An 18554-nucleotide genomic window follows, 5' to 3' on the forward strand; every position below is an offset into this window, starting at 1 on the left:
CCCGGCGTGTCCGGTGAAGCCCGACGCGTCGGCGGATTCGCCGTCGGTGCTGGTGATGGCGTTGCCGCCGCTGTGGTCGCTGCCCGTGCACCAGACGCCGCTGCTGGCCGCCGCGGCACGCTGGCGCTCCTGCGCGGCGACGGCCGGGCAGACCGCCGACGGACTGGCCGGAGCCACCGCCGCGAGCGCCGGTTGGAGCGGCACGGACGCCGTGGCCTACGAGGACCGCCGCAGGCAGCTGGCTGACGGGGCCGCGCTCGCGGCAGAGCTGGCGCTGCGCTCGGCCATCGCGCTGGAGACGCTGGCCGGGCGGGTGTCATCGGTGCAACGCCACCTGGACGAGTCCCTGGCCCGGGTCGCCGCGACGGTGCCGTGCCAGGGCGGCGCGGAGCGAGTCCTGTTCTTCGCACACGGACCGGCACATGCCGCGCGGGTCGACACGGCCGCAGGCGAGGCCGCCGACCTGCGCGGAGACCTCGCCATGGCGACCCGCCAGGCCGAAGCCTCGCTGGCCGCCGCCACGGCGGGCTGGCAGCGGCTGGCCGCCATGTTTCCGCCCACCACCGAGACGCCGACTCCCGAGCCGTCGGAGACGGTCGTGGTGCGCGCCGACGGGGTGACGCTGGTGAACACCGGCGCGAACGACGACGACGTGCTGGTCACCGTCGACGCCGCCGGGAGGCCGCTGGTGCTGGTCGGCGGCGAGACGGTGGCCGCGGTGCCGGACGGGCGGCTGGTGGTGCGCACCGGGGCCGGGGACGACCTCGTGCGGGTCGAGCCCGCGGTCGCGGCGGCGGTGACGGTGCTGGCCGGGGCGGGCGACGACCGGGTCGACGGTGGGGACCTGCTGCACGGCGCGGGCGGCGCGGACACCCTGCTCGGCCGAGAAGGCGACGATCTGCTGGTGGGTGGCGACGGCCGGGACTACCTCGACGCCGGGGCCGGAGCCGACACGGCCGACGGCGGGCGCGGCGACGACACCGTGTACGGCCTGGGCGGCGACGACACGCTGCGCGGCGGCGCGGGCCGCGACCACCTGTCCGGCGGGCGCGGCGACGACCTGGTGATCGGCGGCGACGGAGACGACGTGCTGGTCGGCGGCGCGGGCACGGACCGGCTCGACGGCGCGGCCGGGGTCGACCGCGCCTACCGCGACCTGACCGACCCGGCGGGCGACGCCGAGTTCTGGCACGTCGCACCGCAGGTGACGCCCGGCGGCGGGATCACGGTCACCGGCTCGCCCGAGTTCGTCGAGCGCGTCGAGTCCGATCTCGACCTGCTGCGTGCCTCGCCGGCCGGCCGCCGCATGCTGGCCGAGCTGGACACGGCCCTGGCCGCCGGTGACGGCTGGCTGCCCGGCGACGGGCCGGACACGCTGGAGGTCAGGGAGCTGCCGTCCGGCACGGGCAACGGTTTCGCGGGCGTCGCGCCCGGCGACGCCGACCGGCACGTCATCGAGTACGAGCCGGGTTTCCAGGGGCTGCCCGGCGACGCGCCGCCCGTCGTGGTGCTGTACCACGAGCTGGCGCACGTCTGGAGCGACCTGGCCGGCCACGAGCGCACCGGGGCGCACTCCCGCGACGACGTGATGTGGGACGGTTCGCGCTGGGTGCCGGTGCCCGACCGGGAACGGGTGGCCGTCGGCCTGCCGATCGACGATGACGGGGATCCGACAACACCCGAACGGCTGGATCCGCATCACCCGTACCCGCTGACGGAGAACGCGCTGCGCGATGAGCTGGGCGTATCCGGCAGGCAAACATACGGCACGCCACGCCGCCCTGCGTGACCCGGCCGCCACCGTCTGCTATGGAGGTCCAGCCGATTGCATCCGGACGCCATAGTTTGACACAGTGTGCGCGCGTTGATCGCAACGCGACGTTGTGGTGGTCAGGGGAGGAACAAACATCATGATGGGTCCACAGCACGCGCTGTCCGGCGCGGCCACGTGGCTGGCCGGGTCCTGGGTGGCCGCGCAGTTCTTCGACTACCCCCAGTCGGCCACCACGATCGCCGTCGGCGCCGCGGTGTGCGCGGGCGGGGCGCTGCTGCCTGATCTGGACATGTCCGGCAAGGTGACCAAGGGCCAGGGCGGCTCGACCGTCTCCCGCAGCTTCGGCGTGGCCTCGCTTTTCGTCGCCGAGGTCATCGAGAAGATCTCGGTCGGCGTGTACACGGCCACCAAGCTGAGCAAGGATCCCGACCGGCACAACGGCCACCGCACGCTGACCCACACGCTGCCGTTCGCGGCGCTGATGGGCTTCGGCTCGATCTGGCTGTGCACCCGGTACGGCCGGTGGGCCGTGATCGGCATCCTGTTCTTCATGTTCGGCTTCGCGCTGCGCGGCCTGTTCGACAAGTGGGCCGACCGGGCCGGCTGGGTCATCGTGACGATCACCTCGGGGGCCGCGGCCTACTTCGCGTTCAATTTCCTGCCCAGCGAGAACCGCGGGTATCCGATGATCGGCCTGGCGGTGGGGGTCGGCTGCATCGTGCACCTGATGGGCGACATCGTGACCCGGGCCGGCGTGCCGATCCTGTGGCCGATCCCGACCGGGCGGCGCATGTGGCGCATGATCGGCCTGCCGGACACCTTCGCGATCGAGGCCGGCAGCAAGGTGGAGACCACCGTGCTGCGCACCGTCTTCACGGTCGTCTCGCTGGTCGCGGGCGCCGGCCTGCTGGCCCCCGCGCTGCTCAAGCGCTTCGACATCGAGATCTGACCCTCACTTCGCGTCGCCGTAGGAGTCCACGACGGCGACGGTGAGCGGGAACCGCACGGGCGAGCTGCCGAACAGCAGCTCGCCCGTCGCTTTGGCACCGGCCTCCAGGGCGGCCACGACGAGGTCGGCCTCCTCGTCCGGGCAGTGCACGATGACCTCGTCGTGCTGGAAGAAGACCAGCTCGGCCCGGCGGTCCCAGAGCCGGGCGCGCAGCGTGGCCAGCAGCGACGCGGCCCACTCGGCGGCGGTGGCCTGGATGACGAAGTTGCGGGTGAACCGGCCCCGCGAGCGGCCCGACGCGCCCTCGTCGGCCCACGACGACTCCAGCGCCGACGGCGGGCAGGTGCGGCCCAGCCAGGAGCGCACCAGGCCGCCGGTCTCCCCGGTGCGCGCCGCCGCCTCGACGTACGCCCAGGCCTTCGGGTAGCTGCCGCGCAGCGCCGCGATCGCCGGGGCGGCCGCGCCGCCGGTCTGCCCGTACATCGCGCCCAGCAGGGCCAGCTTCGCGGCGGCACGGTCGCCCTTGAACGCCTCGGCGGCCAGCACGGCGTAGAGGTCCCCGGCCGCCGCGGCGCGGGCCAGCCCGGCGTCACCGGACACGGCGGCGAGGATGCGCGGTTCGAGCTGCCCCGCGTCGGCGACGACGAGCCGCCAGCCGGGATCGGCGCGGGCCGCGCCGCGTACCGCCTTGGGGATCTGCAGCGCTCCCCCGCCCCGGGTCGCCCAGCGCCCGGTGACCACCCCGCCCGGCACGTACGCGGGCCGGAAGCGCCCCTGCCGCACCCACTGCTCCCGCCAGCTCCAGCCGTGCGCGGTCCAGATCCGGTAGAGCTCCTTGTACTCCAGCAGCACCTCGATGACCGGGTGGTCGACCGCCTTCAGCACCCAGGACCGGGTGTTGGGCACCTCGATGCCCGCCCGGCGCAGCGCCTTGCGCAGCTCGGCGGGCGAGTCCGGGTGCAGGCCGGGGGCGTTCAGCAGCTCGGCGATCCGGCCCGACAGCTCGGCCAGCCGCCGCGGCGGCCCACCCACCGGCGACGGCTCCCCCAGCAGCCCGACCAGGATCTCGTCGTGGGCGCGGGCCTGCCACGGCATACCGGTGTGTCCCATCTCCGCAGCGATCAGCGCGCTCGCCGACTCGGCCGCGACGAGCAGCCGCATCCGCGCCGGCTGCTCGACGGCCGCGATCCGGGCGAGCTGGTCGCGGTACACGGCCGCCAGCGCGTCCAGCGGGTCCACGCCGTCCGGCACCGCCGCCGGGGCGGGGGTGTCCCCGAACAGGGTGCCCTGCAGATCACCCGGCGGCTGGGCCGGACGGGCCGCCTGATCTGCGGGCACCGGCGCCCCGACCAGCCGCGCGTACGCCGCCGCGGCCGACCGCGGCTCGCCGTACCGCCCGGCGTACCCCAGCAGCAGCGTCTCGGCCAGCTCCATGTCATGGCACCGCCGGACCCGCACCCCCGCCGCCAGCAGCGGACCGTAGATCTGTTCCGTCGACCCCCACAACCACCGCGGCGCGCTCCCCCGCTCCCGATCCGCGACAGCGGCGGCGAGGTCGTCCACGGCTTCGACGGGCCCGCTCGGTGCGCCCGCGGCGTCCAGCGACCGCAGCAGCCCCCCGCCGCTGCCGTCCGCCACCACCGCGATCACCGTCACGCCGCCCATTCTGCTGCCGCCGCCCGACATCCCGAGCGAAGGAAGGGCACCTTCACATCGCCATACGTTGTAGAAGGTGCCCTTCCCAACCAGCCTTCCCACCTGCCGCCGCGGCCGCCCGTCGAAGATCGCCGTTTCAGGTCATGATCCGCGGCCGAACGCCAGATCATGACCTGAAACAGCGATCACGGCCAGCCGCAACCCGCGCCGGCGAGCACGGCGAGCACGGCCAACCCCGTGGCCGTGACAGGCGTAGCGATTGCGGCTGGGCGCGGCGGGCCTCAGCACCCGGGGACCGGGATTCGCCCCCGAAGGCGGCTCAACGCGGATATATAGGACGTATGACCGCATCGGAGCCCGTGTTCGACCGGATCGGCGCGACCTACAGCGAGGCCTTCGCGGACCGGCCCGGCCAGCTCGCCGCGGGCCGGTGGCTGCTCGACCGCCTGTCCGACCGGCAGCACCCGCTGGTCCTCGACGTCGGCTGCGGCTCGGGCACCCCCACCGCCCGCCAGCTCATCGACGGCGGCTGCCACGTCGTCGGCATCGACACCTCACCGGTCATGCTCGAACTGGCCCGCCACACCGTCCCCGAAGCGATCTTCGTCGAACGCGACCTGTTCGACCTCGACGGCCTCCACCCCACCCAGCAGCGCTTCGACGCCGTGGTCGCCTTCTTCTCCCTGCTCATGCTCTCCCGAGCAGACATCGACAAAGCACTCGAGGACATCCACCACGTCCTCGACCACACCGGCTACTTCGCCCTGGGCATGGTCGAAGGCGACTCCGACCACCTCATGAGGGACTTCCTGGGCACCCGGGTCCCCCTCACCGCCTACCCCCGCGAAGACCTGAGACACCTCCTCAACCGCCACGGCTTCACCGTCGAAGACCTCGTCACCGACCTCTGGGAACCCGCCCTCCCCACCGTCGACGCCCAACCCCAAACCCACCTCTACGCCTACTGCACCGTCGCCCGCCCCTACTGAAAGATCGCGACGATCTTGCGTGAGCTGTGGGTGATCCGCCCGGAATGAGCGTGTCGTACCCACAGCTCAAGCAAGATCGTCGCGATCTTGAGCGAGCGGGCGAGCGGGGGTGCGGGGGGTGCGGGGGTTACTTTACGGCGCCGGCGGTTAGGCCGGACTGGATCTGGCGCTGGAAAATGGTGTAGACGATGATCATCGGGATGATGGCGATCGACAGGGCCGCGAAGAGGGCGGGCCAGTCGGCCTGGTAGCCGGCGGCGGTGGAGATGTTGGCGATGCCCTGGGTGAGGAGCCATTTCTCCTGGCCCTCGGCGCCGCCGGGGAGCAGGGAGACCGGTAGGACGTACTGGTTCCACTGGCCGATGATGTTGAAGATGGTGATGCTGATGAGGCCGGGCTTGGCCATGGGCATCATGACGCGGAAGAAGAGCTTGGTGTGGGAGGCGCCGTCGATCATCGCTGCTTCGGCGACCGCGTTGGGGAGGGTCTTGAAGAAGGCGGCGAGGAAGAAGACGGTGAAGGGCAGCGAGTAGGCGATGTACACCAGGATCAGGCCGGTGTGCGTGCCGAGCAGGCCCAGCTCCTGCACCACGATGTAGAGCGGGGTGAGGGCCAGGTAGACCGGGAAGGCCAGGCCCGCGATGAACAGGAAGTAGATGAACCTGTTGCCGACGAACTCGTAGCGGGCCAGCACGTAGGCGGCCATCGCGCCCAGCAGCATGGTGCCGAACGTCGAGACCGACACCACGATCAGGCTGTTCAGGAAGTACGTGCCGACCTTCGCCTCGGTCCAGGCCCGGCCGAACGACTCGAAGTCCCAGTGGCTCGGCAGCGCGAACGGGTTGCCGATGAAGATCTCGGTGTTGTTCTTGAACGCGGCCAGGAACGTGAAGATCAGCGGGTAGATGATCAGGATGGCCCAGACGGCGAGCGCGACGTGGGACAGCTTGTTCAGGACGCCGGCGCCGGAGCGCTTCTCAGACTTGTTTGCCACGACAGACCCCGCTCAGTGCTCGACCGCGTTGCGCTTGCCGCCACGCAGGGACAGCACCGCGAAGATGATGGTGAAGACGGCCAGCGCCACGCCGAGCGCCGACGCGTAGCCGTAGTCCGACTCCCGGATTCCGGACTTGTAGATCTGCACCGGCAGCACGGTGGTGGCCCCGTCCGGGCCGCCCTCGTCGATGGAGAGCACCATCACCAGCGCGAACGCGTCCATGGCCAGGATGCCCAGGTACACCCAGGCGACCTTCACGGTCTCCATGAGCAGCGGGATGGTGACCCGGAAGAAGATGGTGACCCGGCTCGCGCCGTCCATCACGGCCGCCTCGTAGATCTCGGCCGGGATGCTCGACATGCCCGCGGCGAACAGCACCACGTAGAAGCCGACCGCCTGCCAGACCAGCACGCCGAGGATCGACCAGAGGCCGTACTCGGCCATGAACGGCACCGGGTCCACGCCGAACAGTTCGAGGAACCGGTTCAGGACGCCGCTGCCGTCCGGGGCGTACACCCGGCCGAAGATGACGCCGACGATCACGACGGCCAGGACCTGGGGGAGGAAGAACACCACGCGGTAGAACTTCGACCCCCAGACCCCGGTCATCATGCCGCCGCGGGTGCCCCCGCCCATGTTCAACAGGAACGCGAAGAACAGGGCGAGGGCGATCGTGATCACCGGCAAGGTGACCAGCAGGAAGACGTGGTGTCTCGCCGCCAGCCATACCTTGTCGTCGTCGAGGAGCTTCTGGAAGTTCTCCAGGCCGACGAAATCGAAATTCGGGGACAGGCCGCTCCAGTTCGTCATGGACACCTGGACCGCCGCGGCGATCGGGCGCAGGACGAACATGCCGTAAAGGGCGAGTGGGGCGATCAGGAACCCGATGACGAACGGGTATTTACCTTGCCGCATGATCAACTACTCCGGCTTCGGGGGGATTAGCGGGAGAACTTCTTCTCGGTCTTGTCAGCCGCAGCCTGCATACGGTCGCAGAACTTGTCGGCGGTGCCACCCTGGAACATCAGCTCGTTGGTGGCGGCGCGGCACTCGTCGTCCAGGTTCTTGTACCAGGCGTCCCAGCGGAAGCTGAAGTTGGCCGCACCGGCCGCGGTCAGCGCCGCGTTGGCCGAGGTCAGACCGGGCGAGAGGGTCAGGCCCTCGGCCGCGCCGGTGACGACGGTCAGCGACTTGGTGAGCTCGGTGAAGCCCTTCGCGCCCGCCTTGGACAGCATGTGGCGCAGGTACTCCTTGCCGCCCTGGACGTTGCCGCCCTTGCTGGCGACGAAGTACATCTCGCCCGCGGCGGCGTAGAGGCCCGTGGCCGGGAGCTTGTCCGACGCGGTCGCGCCCGGGATGGCGGCGACCTGGTAGTCGAAGCCGGCCGGGGTGTCCTTGGACTGCTCGTTCTCCAGCCAGGAACCCGACGGGTAGAAGCCCACCTTGTACTGGTTCTGCTGCAGCTGCACCTCGGTGTGCTTCAGGCCCAGGTGCGCCTTGTTGCCGTACTTGGCGCCGATCTCGCCCCACAGGGTGGCGGCCTGCTTGACGGCGTCGTTCTTCCACGCGTTCGGCTCGAGGTTGTCGATCGCCTTGAGCACGTCCGCGCCACCGATCTTGGCGGCGGTGGTCAGGATGACCAGGTACTGGTAGTAGGCCGCGTTGGCGCCCGCGTACGAGTACGGGGTGATGCCCTTGGCCTTCATCTTCTCCAGCAGCGCGGTGAAGTCCGCCCAGGTGGTCGGCGCGGTCCAGCCGTTGTCCTTGAACAGCTTGCCGGAGTACCACAGGCCGAACACGGTGTAGGCGTAGTTCAGCACGTACGGCTTGCCGTTGAAGGTGCCCTGCTCGATGGTGCCCGGGATCAGGGTCTCACCGACGGTCTTGCCGGCGATGTCCAGCGACGGGGCGGCGAACAGGTCGCTCAGGTCGGCGACCTGGCCGGCCTCGACGAGCTTGCCCTGGTCCATCAGCTTCGAGCCGGCGTTGTTCACCATGTCCGGCGGGGTGTTGCTCGCGAAGCGCGGCTGCAGAGCGGTGGAGACCTCCTGCGTCGAGGAGTACTTCACCTCCGACTTCGGGAACTTCGCCTTGTACGACGGGATGTGCACGTCCGTGGCGTACTTGGTGCCCAGACCGCCATCGAAGATCACAACCTCGACCGGAGTCTCGGTCGCGACACCCAGGGGGTTCTCCGCGGACTTCGTGCCGGTCGCCGAGGTGGAAGGCTCCTCGGTGCCGCCGCCGACACAGGCGGAGAGCAGACCGGCGGCGGGGGTGGCCAGCAGGCCGACGGCCGCAGTCCGGCGCAGCACGCTGCGACGGCTCAGCTCCGACGGGCTGTCGGTGTGGTTGGACATCATTGTCTCCTCAGATTCGGGTCGCTGAGATAGTGACTCGAGGGTGTGGTGAGGCGGTGCCTGTAGCAGTCGCGGTCACGGGCGAACCCGTGGCCACGGCGGACCCGGCCGCACCGGGGATCAGTGCGGCACCACACCGGGCGGCGTTGCCCGATGTGGTGTCGGCCCAGTGCTCGATCGGGTCGAGCACGGTCAGCGGCAGCACGGCGCAGGCGGGGGCGGTCACAGCTCGCCCTCCTTGCTCTGGCCGTTGCTGAAACGGTGCGCGTCCACCGCACGGGCGGTGCGCTGGAACGCGGCGTGGGAGCGGTCGTGGGTGCGCTGGGCTACCGCGATGTAGAGCAGGTCGAGCACCACCAGCTGCGGGTGGCGCGCCGACAGCGCGTCCGGGCGGAACGAGGTGGCCTGGCTCGCGGTGAGCAGCACGATGTCGGCCAGCTCGGCCAGCGGCGAGCGAGGGAAGCCGGTCAGCGCGATGGTGACCGCGCCGTGCGAGCCGGCCTCGGCCAGCATCTCGACCGTCTCGCGGGTCTGCCCGGTGTGCGAGATGCCCAGCGCGACGTCGCCCTCGCGCAGCAGCGCGGCGCTGGCCAGGCCGTTGTGCACGTCCGGCCAGGTCCACGCGGCGATGCCGATGCGGTGCAGCGAGAACTGCATCTCGGCGCCGACCAGGGCGGACCCGGACGCGCCGTAGATGTCGACGCGGTTGGCCGAGGAGATCGCGGCCGCGGCCCGCTCGACCTCGGCTAGGTCGAGCATCGCGGCGGTGTCGCGCATGGCCTGGGTGTCGGCCGCCATGATCTGCGCGAGTACGCGCTCCAGCGGGTCGCCCGGCTCGATGGCCCGGCCGATGTCCTCGGCCCAGCCGGCAGATCGGGCGGCGCGGCCGGTCTCGCCGGCGATGGCCAGGCGCAGATCGGCGTAGCCCTCGAAGCCCAGCGCGCGGCAGAAGCGGGTGATCGAGGCGGGCGAGGTGCCGGAGCGCTCGGCCAGCTCGACGATGGTGGCGCGGGCGGCGCCGGCGGGATCGGTCAGCACCTGCTCGGCGACGCGCTGCAGTGCCCCGGTGAACTCGGGCAGCTGCGCGCGTACCCGCACCAGCACGCTGTCCGGCCGGTCCAGGCCGAGCCGGGCGTGCGGGATCTCCAGCGGGGCGGACTGTGCCGCCGCGACCGGTTCCACGCGCTCCACCACTGACTTCTCCTACTGACCAGGTCCCGAACAGTTAACCGAAAGGAAGTTAACTGTTAGTGGTAAAAGTTCTTACTGACGACCCCCTCTTGTCAAGTCCACGGGCAAACTTTTTAAAGCTGTTACCTGGCGATGCTGCCCGGCCCTTGCTCACGGCGGCCACTACAGGGAGCATGAATGCCGCGAAGGCCACACCAGCGTTGACCGTTTGGATGAGGTAAGAGGTGACATGTCGGACAAGCTGGTACTCGGGCTCGACGTCGGCGGAACGAGCACCCGCGCCGTGCTGGCCACCGCGGACGGGCAGCGGCTGGGGGCCGGGCGGGCCGGCGGCGGCAATCCCACCACCCACGGGGCCGCCGCACTGACCGAGCTGACGGCCGCGATCCGGGCCGCGCTGGGCGACACCGCCCCCGAGTCCGTCGCCGGAGCCGTGCTCGGCATGGCCGGGTACACCAAGCTCGGCGCCTCCCCCGCGCTGCGGTCCGCGTTCGACCAGGCCTGGACCGGCCTCGGCCTGCGCTGCGAACCCCAGCTGGTCAGCGACGTGCTGGCGGCGTACGCGGCAGGCACCCCGGAGCCCGACGGCACCGTGATCGTGGCCGGCACCGGCGCGGTCGCCGCCCGGGTCCGCGACCACCGGCTCGACCACGTCGCCGACGGCCACGGCTGGCTGCTCGGCGACCTCGGCTCGGGCTACTGGCTGGGCCGCGAGGCCGTCCGCGGCGCCCTGCGCGACCTGGACAAGGAACGCCCGCTGGGCGCGCTGGCCGCGGGCGTGCTGACCGAGCTGCTCGGCACCGACACCATCGCGCCGCGCCGCCGTGACACCGCCGCCGGCCTGGTCCAGGCCGTCGTGGCCGAGTCCCCGATCGCGCTGGCCCGGCTCGCGCCCCTGGTGCTGCGCTACTACGACGCCGACGACCCGGCCGCCGTGGACGTGGTCCAGCGCGGCGCGGCCCACCTGGCCGACACGGTGGCCATGGTGCGCGCGCCCGGCGAGACCACCGTCCTGGTCCGCGGCGGCGGCCTGCTCACCAACGACACCCCGCTGGCCGCCGAACTGGCCGCCGCGATCTCCGTGAGCTGGCCCGCCACCACGCTGCGCCCCGCCGGCGACGCCGCCGCCGCGGCCGCCTGGCTCGCCGCCCTGCCCACCGCCCCCGACCCCCGCACCCTCCACTCCCGCCTGCTCACCTCCGCCTGACCGGACCGCGGCTCGCAAGATCGCCCGACTTGCCGGGCAGGTGGTCGACAGGCCGGTCAAGATACGCACGGGTGCCGGGCAAGCCGAACGATCACGACCGGGCGCGACGCGAACGCGGGACGGACACGGGGCACGCGGCGAGCGGGCGGGTGCGCCCGGTAACCTGCTCCGGTGCAGGTCTGCCAGTTCGCCCCCGAGTCGTCGCGATGACGGACGTGAAGGTCCGGGCCGCCGGCGGCTCCCGCTGCGGCAGCTGCGCCGAAGCGCTGTACCTGACCGCCCAGGTGCCGTTGCCCCGCTCCAGCCGCACCCGCACCGTCGGGCTCTGCCCGCAGTGCGACGCCGGCCGCCCCGAGACCCAGGGCCTGCTGGCGTACTTCGCCGAGCACCCGCAGGTGCGCCCCGAGGACCTGCACCGGGTCTCCGAGCTGGTCGGACGCTGGCTGGAGGCGCTCACCGAACGCGCCGACCGGGACAGCTCGCTGGCCGCCGACGTCGAGGCGTGGTGGGCCGGCCGCGCCGGCTGACCCGCCCGCGACGCGCGAGCCCGGCGGCCGGGTCCGCCACACCGGCGAATACGGTTGCCGTGGCCGCGGCCGCGGGTTAAGAACCTCCTATGGTGACTTTGCGAACCGGCGTCGAGGGTGACTACGACGAGGTCAACCAACTGGTCCAGCGTGCCTTCCTCAACGACACCGCCGGGCGGGAGTGGGACGAGGAGCGGGCTCTGTTCGAGCCCGGCCGGTCCGTGCTCGCCGTGGACGGCGAGCGCGTCGTCGGCCACGTCGGCACGTACACCCGCAACCTGACCGTGCCCGGCGGCGTGCTGCCGGCCGGGTTCGTCACCGTCGTCGCCGTCGCCGGCACGCACCGCCGCCGCGGCCTCGCCTCGGCGATGCTCACCCGCCAGCTCGGCGAGATCCGCGACCGCGGCGAGGCGCTGGCGTTGCTGTGGGCCAGCGAGGCGGGCATCTACGGCCGGTACGGGTACGGCCTGGCCAGCCGCCGCCTCAGCTTCGAGATCGACCGCCGCGAGGTGCGCGTCGACGGCTCCCGCTTCGACAAGTCCCGCCTGGACGGGCTGCGCCTGCAGGCCGGACCCGCCGCCGCGCACCGAGCCCAGGTCGCCGACCTCTACGAGCAGGCCCGCCCGGCCCGGCCCGGCTTCGCGAGCCGCGACCCGCGCTGGTGGGACTACCGGCTCGCCGACCAGGCCTGGCATCGCGGCGGGGCCGGCCCGCTGCAGGCCGTCGTCTGCCTCGACGGCGACACCCCGGTCGGGTACGCCCTCTATCGCTTCCGCTCCAGCTGGAACGACAGCGGGCCGAACGGCGAGGTCGGCGTCATGGAGACGGTGGCGGCCACCCCGGCGGCGTACACGCTGCTGTGGGACTACCTGCTCAACGTCGACCTGACCCGCACGGTCGGGCTCTGGCTCGGCGCCCTCGACGAGCCCTTGCAGTACCTGGTCAACGACCCGCGCCGGCTCGGCATGCGGATGGGCGACGGCCTGTGGGCGCGGCTGCTGGACGTGCCCGCCGCGCTGCGCGCCCGGCGCTACGCGGCGGAGGTCGACGTGGTGCTGGAGGTCGTCGACGAGGTGCTGCCCGGCAGCGGCGGCGTGTTCCGGCTGCGCGGCGGCCCCGACCACGCCGCCTGCGAACCCACCGCCGACCAGCCCGACCTGCGCCTGGACACGGCCACCCTGGCCGCGGCCTACCTGGGCGGCAACAGCCTCGGCGCGCTCGCCGCGGCCGGCCGCGTCGACGAGCTGCACCCCGGCGCCGTCGCCACCACCGCCCCCGCCTTCACCTGGACCCGCGCCCCACACGGCATGGAGATCTTCTAACCCCTCCCTCCCCGCCCCGCCCGCCCGCCCCACCCCGCCTTCAATAGACGTTGGCCTATCTCATCGAATCCGGGTGCCGGATTTTCGCTGTAATAGGCCAACGTCTATGCAAAACGGGGCGGGTGGACGGGAGGCGGGTCGGGGCGGAACGTCGGTGGGTGTCGGGGTGGGCTGCCAGGATGGGGGCATGCTGTTCGCCGGGATCGCCGCGACGTCGGCCGCCGTGACCGCCACCTCGGGCCGCAAGGCGAAGGTGGAACTGCTCGCCGGGGCGTTACGGGAGCTGGCGGCGGGCGGTGACCCGGTCGAGATCGCGGCCGGCGCGGCCTACCTGAGCGGTGAGCTGCGGCAGCGGCAGATCGGGGTGGGCTGGGCGGGGCTGCGCGAGCTGCCCCCACCCGCCGAGTCGGCGACCCTCGACGTGCGAGCGGTCGACGCAGCCCTGGAGTCGATGGGGCTGATCAGCGGCCAGGGTTCGCAGGCGCGGCGGCGCGCGGCGGTGGGCGCGCTGTTCGGCGCGGCCACGGCCGACGAGCAGCGGCTGCTGACCGCGCTGATCGGCGGCGAACTGCGCCAGGGCGCGCAGGCCGGGCTGCTGGCCGACGCGGTCGCGCTGGCCGCCGGGGTGCCCGCCGCGGTCGTGCGAAGGGCGCTGCTGCTGTCGGGGGACCTGAAGGCGGTGGCGGCGACCGCGCTGGCCGAGGGCGAGGCGGGGCTGTCGGCGCTGCGGTTGTCGGTCGGCACGGCGCTCGCGCCGATGCTGGCCCAGTCCGCGCCCGACCCGGAGCAGGCCCTCGCGGCGACCGGGGCGCCCGCGGCGGTGGACGCGAAACTGGACGGCATCCGCATCCAGGCGCACCGCGACGGCGACGAGGTCGCCGTGTTCAGCCGCAGCCTGGACGACATCACGGCCCGGGTGCCCGAGATCGTGGCCGCGGTGCGGGCGCTGCCGGTGCGCGCGGTCGTGCTGGACGGGGAGGCGATCGCGGTCGACGAGCGCGGGCGGCCGCGCCCGTTCCAGGAGACGTCGGGCCGGGCCGCGCAGCGGGCCTCGGGGGCGCTGACCTCGTACTTCTTCGATCTTTTGCACCTGGATGGCACGGACTGGATCGACGAGCCGGGCACGGCGCGCTGGGCCGCGCTGGACGCGATGCTGCCCGCCGCGATGCGGGTCGAGCGCACCCTCGCCGAGACGCCCGAGCAGGCGCGGCAGGCGTTCGCCGCGGCGCTGGCGGCCGGGCACGAGGGCGTGGTGGTGAAGGCCGCGCAGGCGGCGTACGAGGTGGGGCGGCGCGGCGCGGGCTGGGTGAAGGTGAAGCCCCGGCACACGCTCGACCTGGTGATCCTTGCCGCCGAGTGGGGCAACGGGCGGCGGCGCGGCTGGCTGTCCAACCTGCACCTGGGGGCCCGGGATCCGAACGGCGGCTTCGTGATGCTCGGCAAGACGTTCAAGGGTCTGACCGACGCGATGCTGGCCTGGCAGACCGAGCGGCTGCTGGAGCTGGCGGTCGAGCGCGACGACTTCCAGGTCACGGTGCGGCCGGAGCTGGTCGTCGAGATCGCGTTCGACGGGGTGCAGCGCAGCACCCGCTACCCGGGCGGGGTGACCCTGCGCTTCGCGCGGGTGCTCGGCTACCGCGAGGACAAGAGCGCGGCCGAGGCCGACACCCTGGATGCGGTACGCGCGCTCGGCGCCGCCGAAGCCGACGCCTGACCTGGCACGAGGGCCGTGCCGGAGGCCCCCGGCACCGCCCTCGTTGATCATCCGACGCGGACGCCCCGCGCTCACTCCTCGGGAACGATCACCCACATCGCGATGTAGACGATGAACTGGGGTCCCGGTAGCAGGCACGACAGCAGGAACAGCAGTCGGACCAGCCAGGCCGGCAGGTTGAAGCGCAACGCCAGACCGGCGCAGACACCCGCGATCCAGCGTCCGTGGCGGGGCCGGTACAGCCGCCGAGCCGTTGAGGCCATCTTGGTCAACTCCCCGAAGAGCGGTGCGGCGTGTTCGCCGCGGCTGTCTTCGACGGTAGAGGGCGGGGTCACCCCCGCCCTCGGTCCGCAGATGGATTCACGCTGGTCGTGGCCCGTACGGGCGTCCCCTATGGCGCGGCTGTGCTAGGACTCACTTCATCTGGCCGGCGGTCAGGCCGGACTGCACCTGGCGCTGGAAGACCGCGTACACCACCAGGACCGGCAGCATGGCCAGGGTGAGGCCGGCGAACAGCCGGGAGTAGTCGCCGCGGTAGCCCTCGCTGATGGCCAGGTTGGCCAGGCCCTGGGCGAGCACCTGCTTCTCGTCCGAGGTGATCAGGACGACCGGCAGCAGGTACTGGTTCCAGTGGCCGAGGAAGTTGAAGATGCCGACGCTGATCAGGCCGGGTTTGGCCATCGGCAGCATGACCCGGAAGAAGGTCCGGAACGGCCCGCACCCGTCGATGTAGGCGGCCTCGGCCACCGCGTCGGGCAGGGTGCGGAAGAACGCGGTGAGAAAGAAGACCGTGAACGGCAGCGAGTACGCCGTGTAGATCAGCATCAGGCCGGGCAGGGTGTCCCGCAGCCCGACCCCACCGACGATCTTGAACAGCGGCACGAAGGCCAGCACGACGGGGAACATCATGCCGCCGACGAACACGAAGTACACCAGCCGGCTGCCCAGGAACTTGTAGCGGGCCAGGGCGTACGCCGCGGTCGCGCCGAGCAGCATGGTCAGCGTCAGCGACCCGAGCAGCACGATGCCGGTGTTCACGAAGTACTGCCCGATGTGCCCGTGCGTCCAGGCGCGGGCGAAGTTGTCGAAGCGCAGCGCGCTGGGCAGCCCCCACGGGTCGCCGAGGATCTCGGCGTCGTCCTTGAACGAGCTGAGCACCACCCACAGCAGCGGCAGGGCCGTCAGCAGCCCCCACACCACCAGGAAGGCGTGCGAGAACACGTTGAGCGTGCCGTCGAGCGCCTTGCGGCCCCGGCCGGGCTCCCCGGTGACGTTCTGGCCTGGGCGGTCCACCTGGGCCGCCTGCGGCCCGCGCTCGGCAACGGCAGTCTGCTCGCTCATGAAAGCTCGATCCTCTCGCGGCGGGTCAGGCGCAGGGACAGCACGGTGACGCTGAGGGTCACGAAGAACATCACGACGCCGATGGCCGACGCGTAGCCCCACTTGTAGTCGCCGAACGCCTCGGTGTAGAGCCGCAGGCCGACCACGTCGGTGGAGAAGTTCGGGCCGCCGCGGGTCATCACGTGGATCAGCGCGAAGCCGTCCAGCGCCAGGATGGCCAGGTACACCCAGGCGACCTGGATGGTGTCCCAGAGCAGCGGAATGGTGATCCGCACCAGGGTGTTGAGCCGGCTCGACCCGTCGAGGGCGGCGGCCTCGTAGATGTCGCGCGGCACGGACTGCATGGCCGCGCCGAACAGCACCACGTAGAAGCCGACATTCGCCCAGACCATGACCGCGAGCACGGCCCAGAAGGCGTACGCCGGGTCGCCGAGCCAGACCTTGGCCAGCCCGTCCAGGCCGACCGCGCGCAGCGCGGAGTTGACCAGGCCGCTGCGCGGGTTGTAGACCTCGGCCCAGAGCACGCCGACGATCGACACCGACAGCATCTGCGGCGCGAAGTAGATGACCTTGTAGAGCCCCGAGCCGCGGACGCCGGTGACCGTGCTGCGCCCGCCCCGCCCCCCGACGTTGAGCATCGTGGCCAGGAACAGGCCGAGCGCGATGGTCAGCAGCGGCAGCAGCACCAGCAGCCACAGGTTGTTGAGCAGGGCGTTCCAGACGTACTCGTCGCCGACCATGCGCTTGAAGTTGTCGAATCCGACGAACTCGTACGCCGGCGACAGCCCCTGCCAGTCCGTCATCGCGATCAGGAACGACTGGGCGTACGGGGACACCACGAAGTAGCCGTACAACGCCAGCGGCGGCAACAAGAACGCTGCCAGCAGCGGATACTTCCCGTGTCTCACGTCGTGCCCTCCTCGTCGAGTGCGGTTCGGCGCCCGCCACGCCCGTGGTGCGCGTGGCGGACGCCGAGGTCAGCGCGTCAGGCGCTGCGCTTGTACTTCTTGAAGGTGGTGTCGGCGGCGATCAGGTCGGCGCCCTTCTGGCAGGCCGCGAGGAACTCGGCGGGCGTGGTGCGCCCGGAGAAGAACTCGCCGCAGGCCGCGTCGACCAGCTCGCGCTCCAGCTTGCGGTAGTACACGTTGTAGACCCAGTTGAAGCCGTTGCTGCCCGAGTCGGCCAGCGCCTTGACGGCGGTGGTCAGACCGAACGGCAGGGTGGCCCCTTCGGCCGCCCCGGCCACCACGGACAGGCTGGAGACCTTGCCGGTGAAGTCCTTGGCGCCCTTCATGGACAGCATGTGCCGCATGAGCTCCATGCCGCCGCGCTCGTTCTTCGCCTTGGCGGGCACCACGAACGGCTCGCCGGCGGTGCCGCGGATGGCGGCGAACGGCAGCTTGTCGGCCGAGCCGAGGCTCGGGGTCGGGGCGACGGCCATGTTGAAGCCCTCGGGGGTGACCGCCTTCTGCTCGCTCTCCAGCCAGGAACCGCAGGAGATGAACGCCGCGTTGCCCTTGCACCACTCGGTCTGCGACTGCTTGTGGTCCAGGCCCGGGGAGCCTTCGAGGATGTACTTGTCCTTGACGATCTGGTGCCACGCCTCGGCGGCGGCCTTCATCGCGTCGGAGGTCCACGCGCCCGGCTCCAGGTTGTCGATCGCCATGGCGACCTGCGGCCCGCCGAACTTGATCGCCGTGGAGATCACCGGCCAGGACATGTACCGCGGGTGCTTGCCCTGGTAGGTCCACGGCGCGATGCCGGCGGCCTTGATCTTCTTGCACAGGGCGATGTGCTCGTCCCAGGTCTTGGCGTACTCCCAGCCCTTCTCGGTGAAGAGCTTGCTGGAGTACCAGATGCCGTAGACGGTGTACGCGTAGTTCAGGACGTACGTCTTGCCGTCGAAGCTGCCGCTCTCGACCGTGCCGGGCAGCAGGGTCTCCCGCACCTTCTTGCCGGGCACGTCCAGGCTCGGCGCGTCCAGCAGCGGGGTGAGGTCGGCGAGCGCACCCTGGGCGACCAGGCCGCCGAGGTCGATCTGGCCGGCGCCGGAGTTGTTCACGAAGTCCGGCGGGGTGCCGTCGACGAAGCGCGGCTGCAGCTCCTTGTTGATCTCCACCACGGCCGAGTGCTTGACCTCGGCCTTGGGGTAGGTCTCCTTGTACATCGCCTGGTGCGCCTTGGCGTAGTCCTCGCCGAAGCCGCCGTTGAAGATGACGACGTCGAGCGGGGCGTCTTCCTTCACGCCCAGCGGGTTCTTGTCGCTCTTGGTGCCCTCGTATTTGCCGGACGTGTCGCCGGAGGTGTCGTCGCCGAGCGCGCAGCTGCTGAGCAGCCCCGCGGCCGGACCGGCGAGGACGCCCGCCGCGGCAGCACGCCGCAGCACCGTACGCCGGGTCAGGTCGGACTGTGCCATTCCCACTCCTTGCCAGAGACGGTCTGGTATTTCCCTACAAGTTTCGGCCGTGTTCTGAAGGATTCTTACGGCCACCGTCGTCACTAGGCAAGATGTCGCCGCAGAAACGTT

Annotated in this window: 16 protein-coding genes; 7 read left to right on the forward strand and 9 right to left on the reverse strand. The window is 71.6% G+C overall.

What is annotated here, in order from left to right; all coding sequences use genetic code 11:
• Positions 1–13 precede the first annotated feature (13 nt).
• Together Cco03nite_RS42930 and Cco03nite_RS24365 are read left to right on the forward strand one after the other, a co-directional pair.
• Positions 14–1789, forward strand: coding sequence for a M91 family zinc metallopeptidase (locus Cco03nite_RS42930; RefSeq protein ID WP_203694518.1), 1776 nt, complete (start codon positions 14–16; stop codon positions 1787–1789).
• Positions 1790–1910: 121 nt separating this feature from the next.
• Positions 1911–2723, forward strand: a complete 813-nt coding sequence (locus Cco03nite_RS24365; protein ID WP_203694519.1) for a metal-dependent hydrolase — start codon at positions 1911–1913, stop codon at positions 2721–2723.
• A gap of 3 nt (positions 2724–2726) precedes the next feature.
• Here the strand turns inward: Cco03nite_RS24365 and Cco03nite_RS24370 are convergent, their stop codons facing one another.
• Positions 2727–4388, reverse strand: coding sequence for a bifunctional 3'-5' exonuclease/DNA polymerase (locus tag Cco03nite_RS24370; protein WP_239167617.1), 1662 nt, complete (start codon positions 4386–4388; stop codon positions 2727–2729).
• Between the two features lie 332 nt (positions 4389–4720).
• Here Cco03nite_RS24370 and Cco03nite_RS24375 point away from each other — a divergent pair, with 332 nt between their 5' ends.
• The gene (locus Cco03nite_RS24375; protein ID WP_203694521.1) at positions 4721–5368 is read left to right on the forward strand and encodes a class I SAM-dependent DNA methyltransferase; all 648 of its coding nucleotides are present in this window, start codon (positions 4721–4723) and stop codon (positions 5366–5368) included.
• Positions 5369–5495: 127 nt separating this feature from the next.
• Here Cco03nite_RS24375 and Cco03nite_RS24380 read toward each other — a convergent pair whose 3' ends face one another.
• The 4 genes from Cco03nite_RS24380 to Cco03nite_RS24395 all read right to left on the reverse strand — a co-directional run bounded on the left by Cco03nite_RS24380 (position 5496) and on the right by Cco03nite_RS24395 (position 9874).
• Positions 5496–6362, reverse strand: coding sequence for a carbohydrate ABC transporter permease (locus tag Cco03nite_RS24380; RefSeq protein WP_203694522.1), 867 nt, complete (start codon positions 6360–6362; stop codon positions 5496–5498).
• 12 nt (positions 6363–6374) lie between these two features.
• Positions 6375–7280 (reverse strand): carbohydrate ABC transporter permease, encoded by a 906-nt coding sequence (locus Cco03nite_RS24385; protein WP_203694523.1) that lies wholly within the window; start codon positions 7278–7280, stop codon positions 6375–6377.
• Positions 7281–7306: 26 nt separating this feature from the next.
• Positions 7307–8725 carry an N-acetylglucosamine/diacetylchitobiose ABC transporter substrate-binding protein gene (ngcE, locus tag Cco03nite_RS24390; protein ID WP_203694524.1) on the reverse strand — a complete coding sequence of 473 codons (1419 nt, stop codon included), beginning with the start codon at positions 8723–8725 and terminating at the stop codon, positions 7307–7309.
• A 222-nt stretch (positions 8726–8947) separates the two neighbouring features.
• Positions 8948–9874: a MurR/RpiR family transcriptional regulator gene (locus Cco03nite_RS24395; protein WP_239167626.1), complete on the reverse strand. Its 927-nt coding sequence runs from the start codon at positions 9872–9874 to the stop codon at positions 8948–8950.
• Positions 9875–10145: 271 nt separating this feature from the next.
• Here Cco03nite_RS24395 and Cco03nite_RS24400 point away from each other — a divergent pair, with 271 nt between their 5' ends.
• From Cco03nite_RS24400 to Cco03nite_RS24415, 4 genes are all read left to right on the forward strand, one after another.
• On the forward strand, positions 10146–11123 hold the full coding sequence (locus Cco03nite_RS24400; RefSeq protein WP_203694525.1) for an N-acetylglucosamine kinase: 978 nt from the start codon (positions 10146–10148) through the stop codon (positions 11121–11123).
• Between the two features lie 206 nt (positions 11124–11329).
• A complete protein-coding gene (locus Cco03nite_RS24405; protein WP_203694526.1) occupies positions 11330–11650 on the forward strand; it encodes a DUF6300 family protein in 321 nt (106 codons plus the stop codon).
• Positions 11651–11739: 89 nt separating this feature from the next.
• Positions 11740–12972: a GNAT family N-acetyltransferase gene (locus Cco03nite_RS24410; RefSeq protein ID WP_203694527.1), complete on the forward strand. Its 1233-nt coding sequence runs from the start codon at positions 11740–11742 to the stop codon at positions 12970–12972.
• 187 nt (positions 12973–13159) lie between these two features.
• Positions 13160–14686 (forward strand): ATP-dependent DNA ligase, encoded by a 1527-nt coding sequence (locus Cco03nite_RS24415; protein ID WP_203694528.1) that lies wholly within the window; start codon positions 13160–13162, stop codon positions 14684–14686.
• A 71-nt stretch (positions 14687–14757) separates the two neighbouring features.
• Here the strand turns inward: Cco03nite_RS24415 and Cco03nite_RS24420 are convergent, their stop codons facing one another.
• The 4 genes from Cco03nite_RS24420 to ngcE (Cco03nite_RS24435) all read right to left on the reverse strand — a co-directional run bounded on the left by Cco03nite_RS24420 (position 14758) and on the right by ngcE (Cco03nite_RS24435) (position 18443).
• A complete protein-coding gene (locus Cco03nite_RS24420; protein WP_203694529.1) occupies positions 14758–14949 on the reverse strand; it encodes a PspC domain-containing protein in 192 nt (63 codons plus the stop codon).
• Between the two features lie 151 nt (positions 14950–15100).
• Positions 15101–16027: a carbohydrate ABC transporter permease gene (locus tag Cco03nite_RS24425; protein ID WP_203694530.1), complete on the reverse strand. Its 927-nt coding sequence runs from the start codon at positions 16025–16027 to the stop codon at positions 15101–15103.
• The gene (locus Cco03nite_RS24430) at positions 16024–16935 is read right to left on the reverse strand and encodes a carbohydrate ABC transporter permease (RefSeq protein ID WP_203694531.1); all 912 of its coding nucleotides are present in this window, start codon (positions 16933–16935) and stop codon (positions 16024–16026) included. Before Cco03nite_RS24430 ends, Cco03nite_RS24425 begins: the two co-directional genes overlap by 4 nt.
• Before the next feature lie 77 nt (positions 16936–17012).
• Positions 17013–18443, reverse strand: coding sequence for an N-acetylglucosamine/diacetylchitobiose ABC transporter substrate-binding protein (gene ngcE, locus Cco03nite_RS24435; RefSeq protein WP_203694532.1), 1431 nt, complete (start codon positions 18441–18443; stop codon positions 17013–17015).
• Positions 18444–18554 lie beyond the last annotated feature (111 nt).

It is taken from the genome of Catellatospora coxensis, from assembly GCF_016862635.1.
GTDB lineage: Bacteria > Actinomycetota > Actinomycetes > Mycobacteriales > Micromonosporaceae > Catellatospora > Catellatospora coxensis.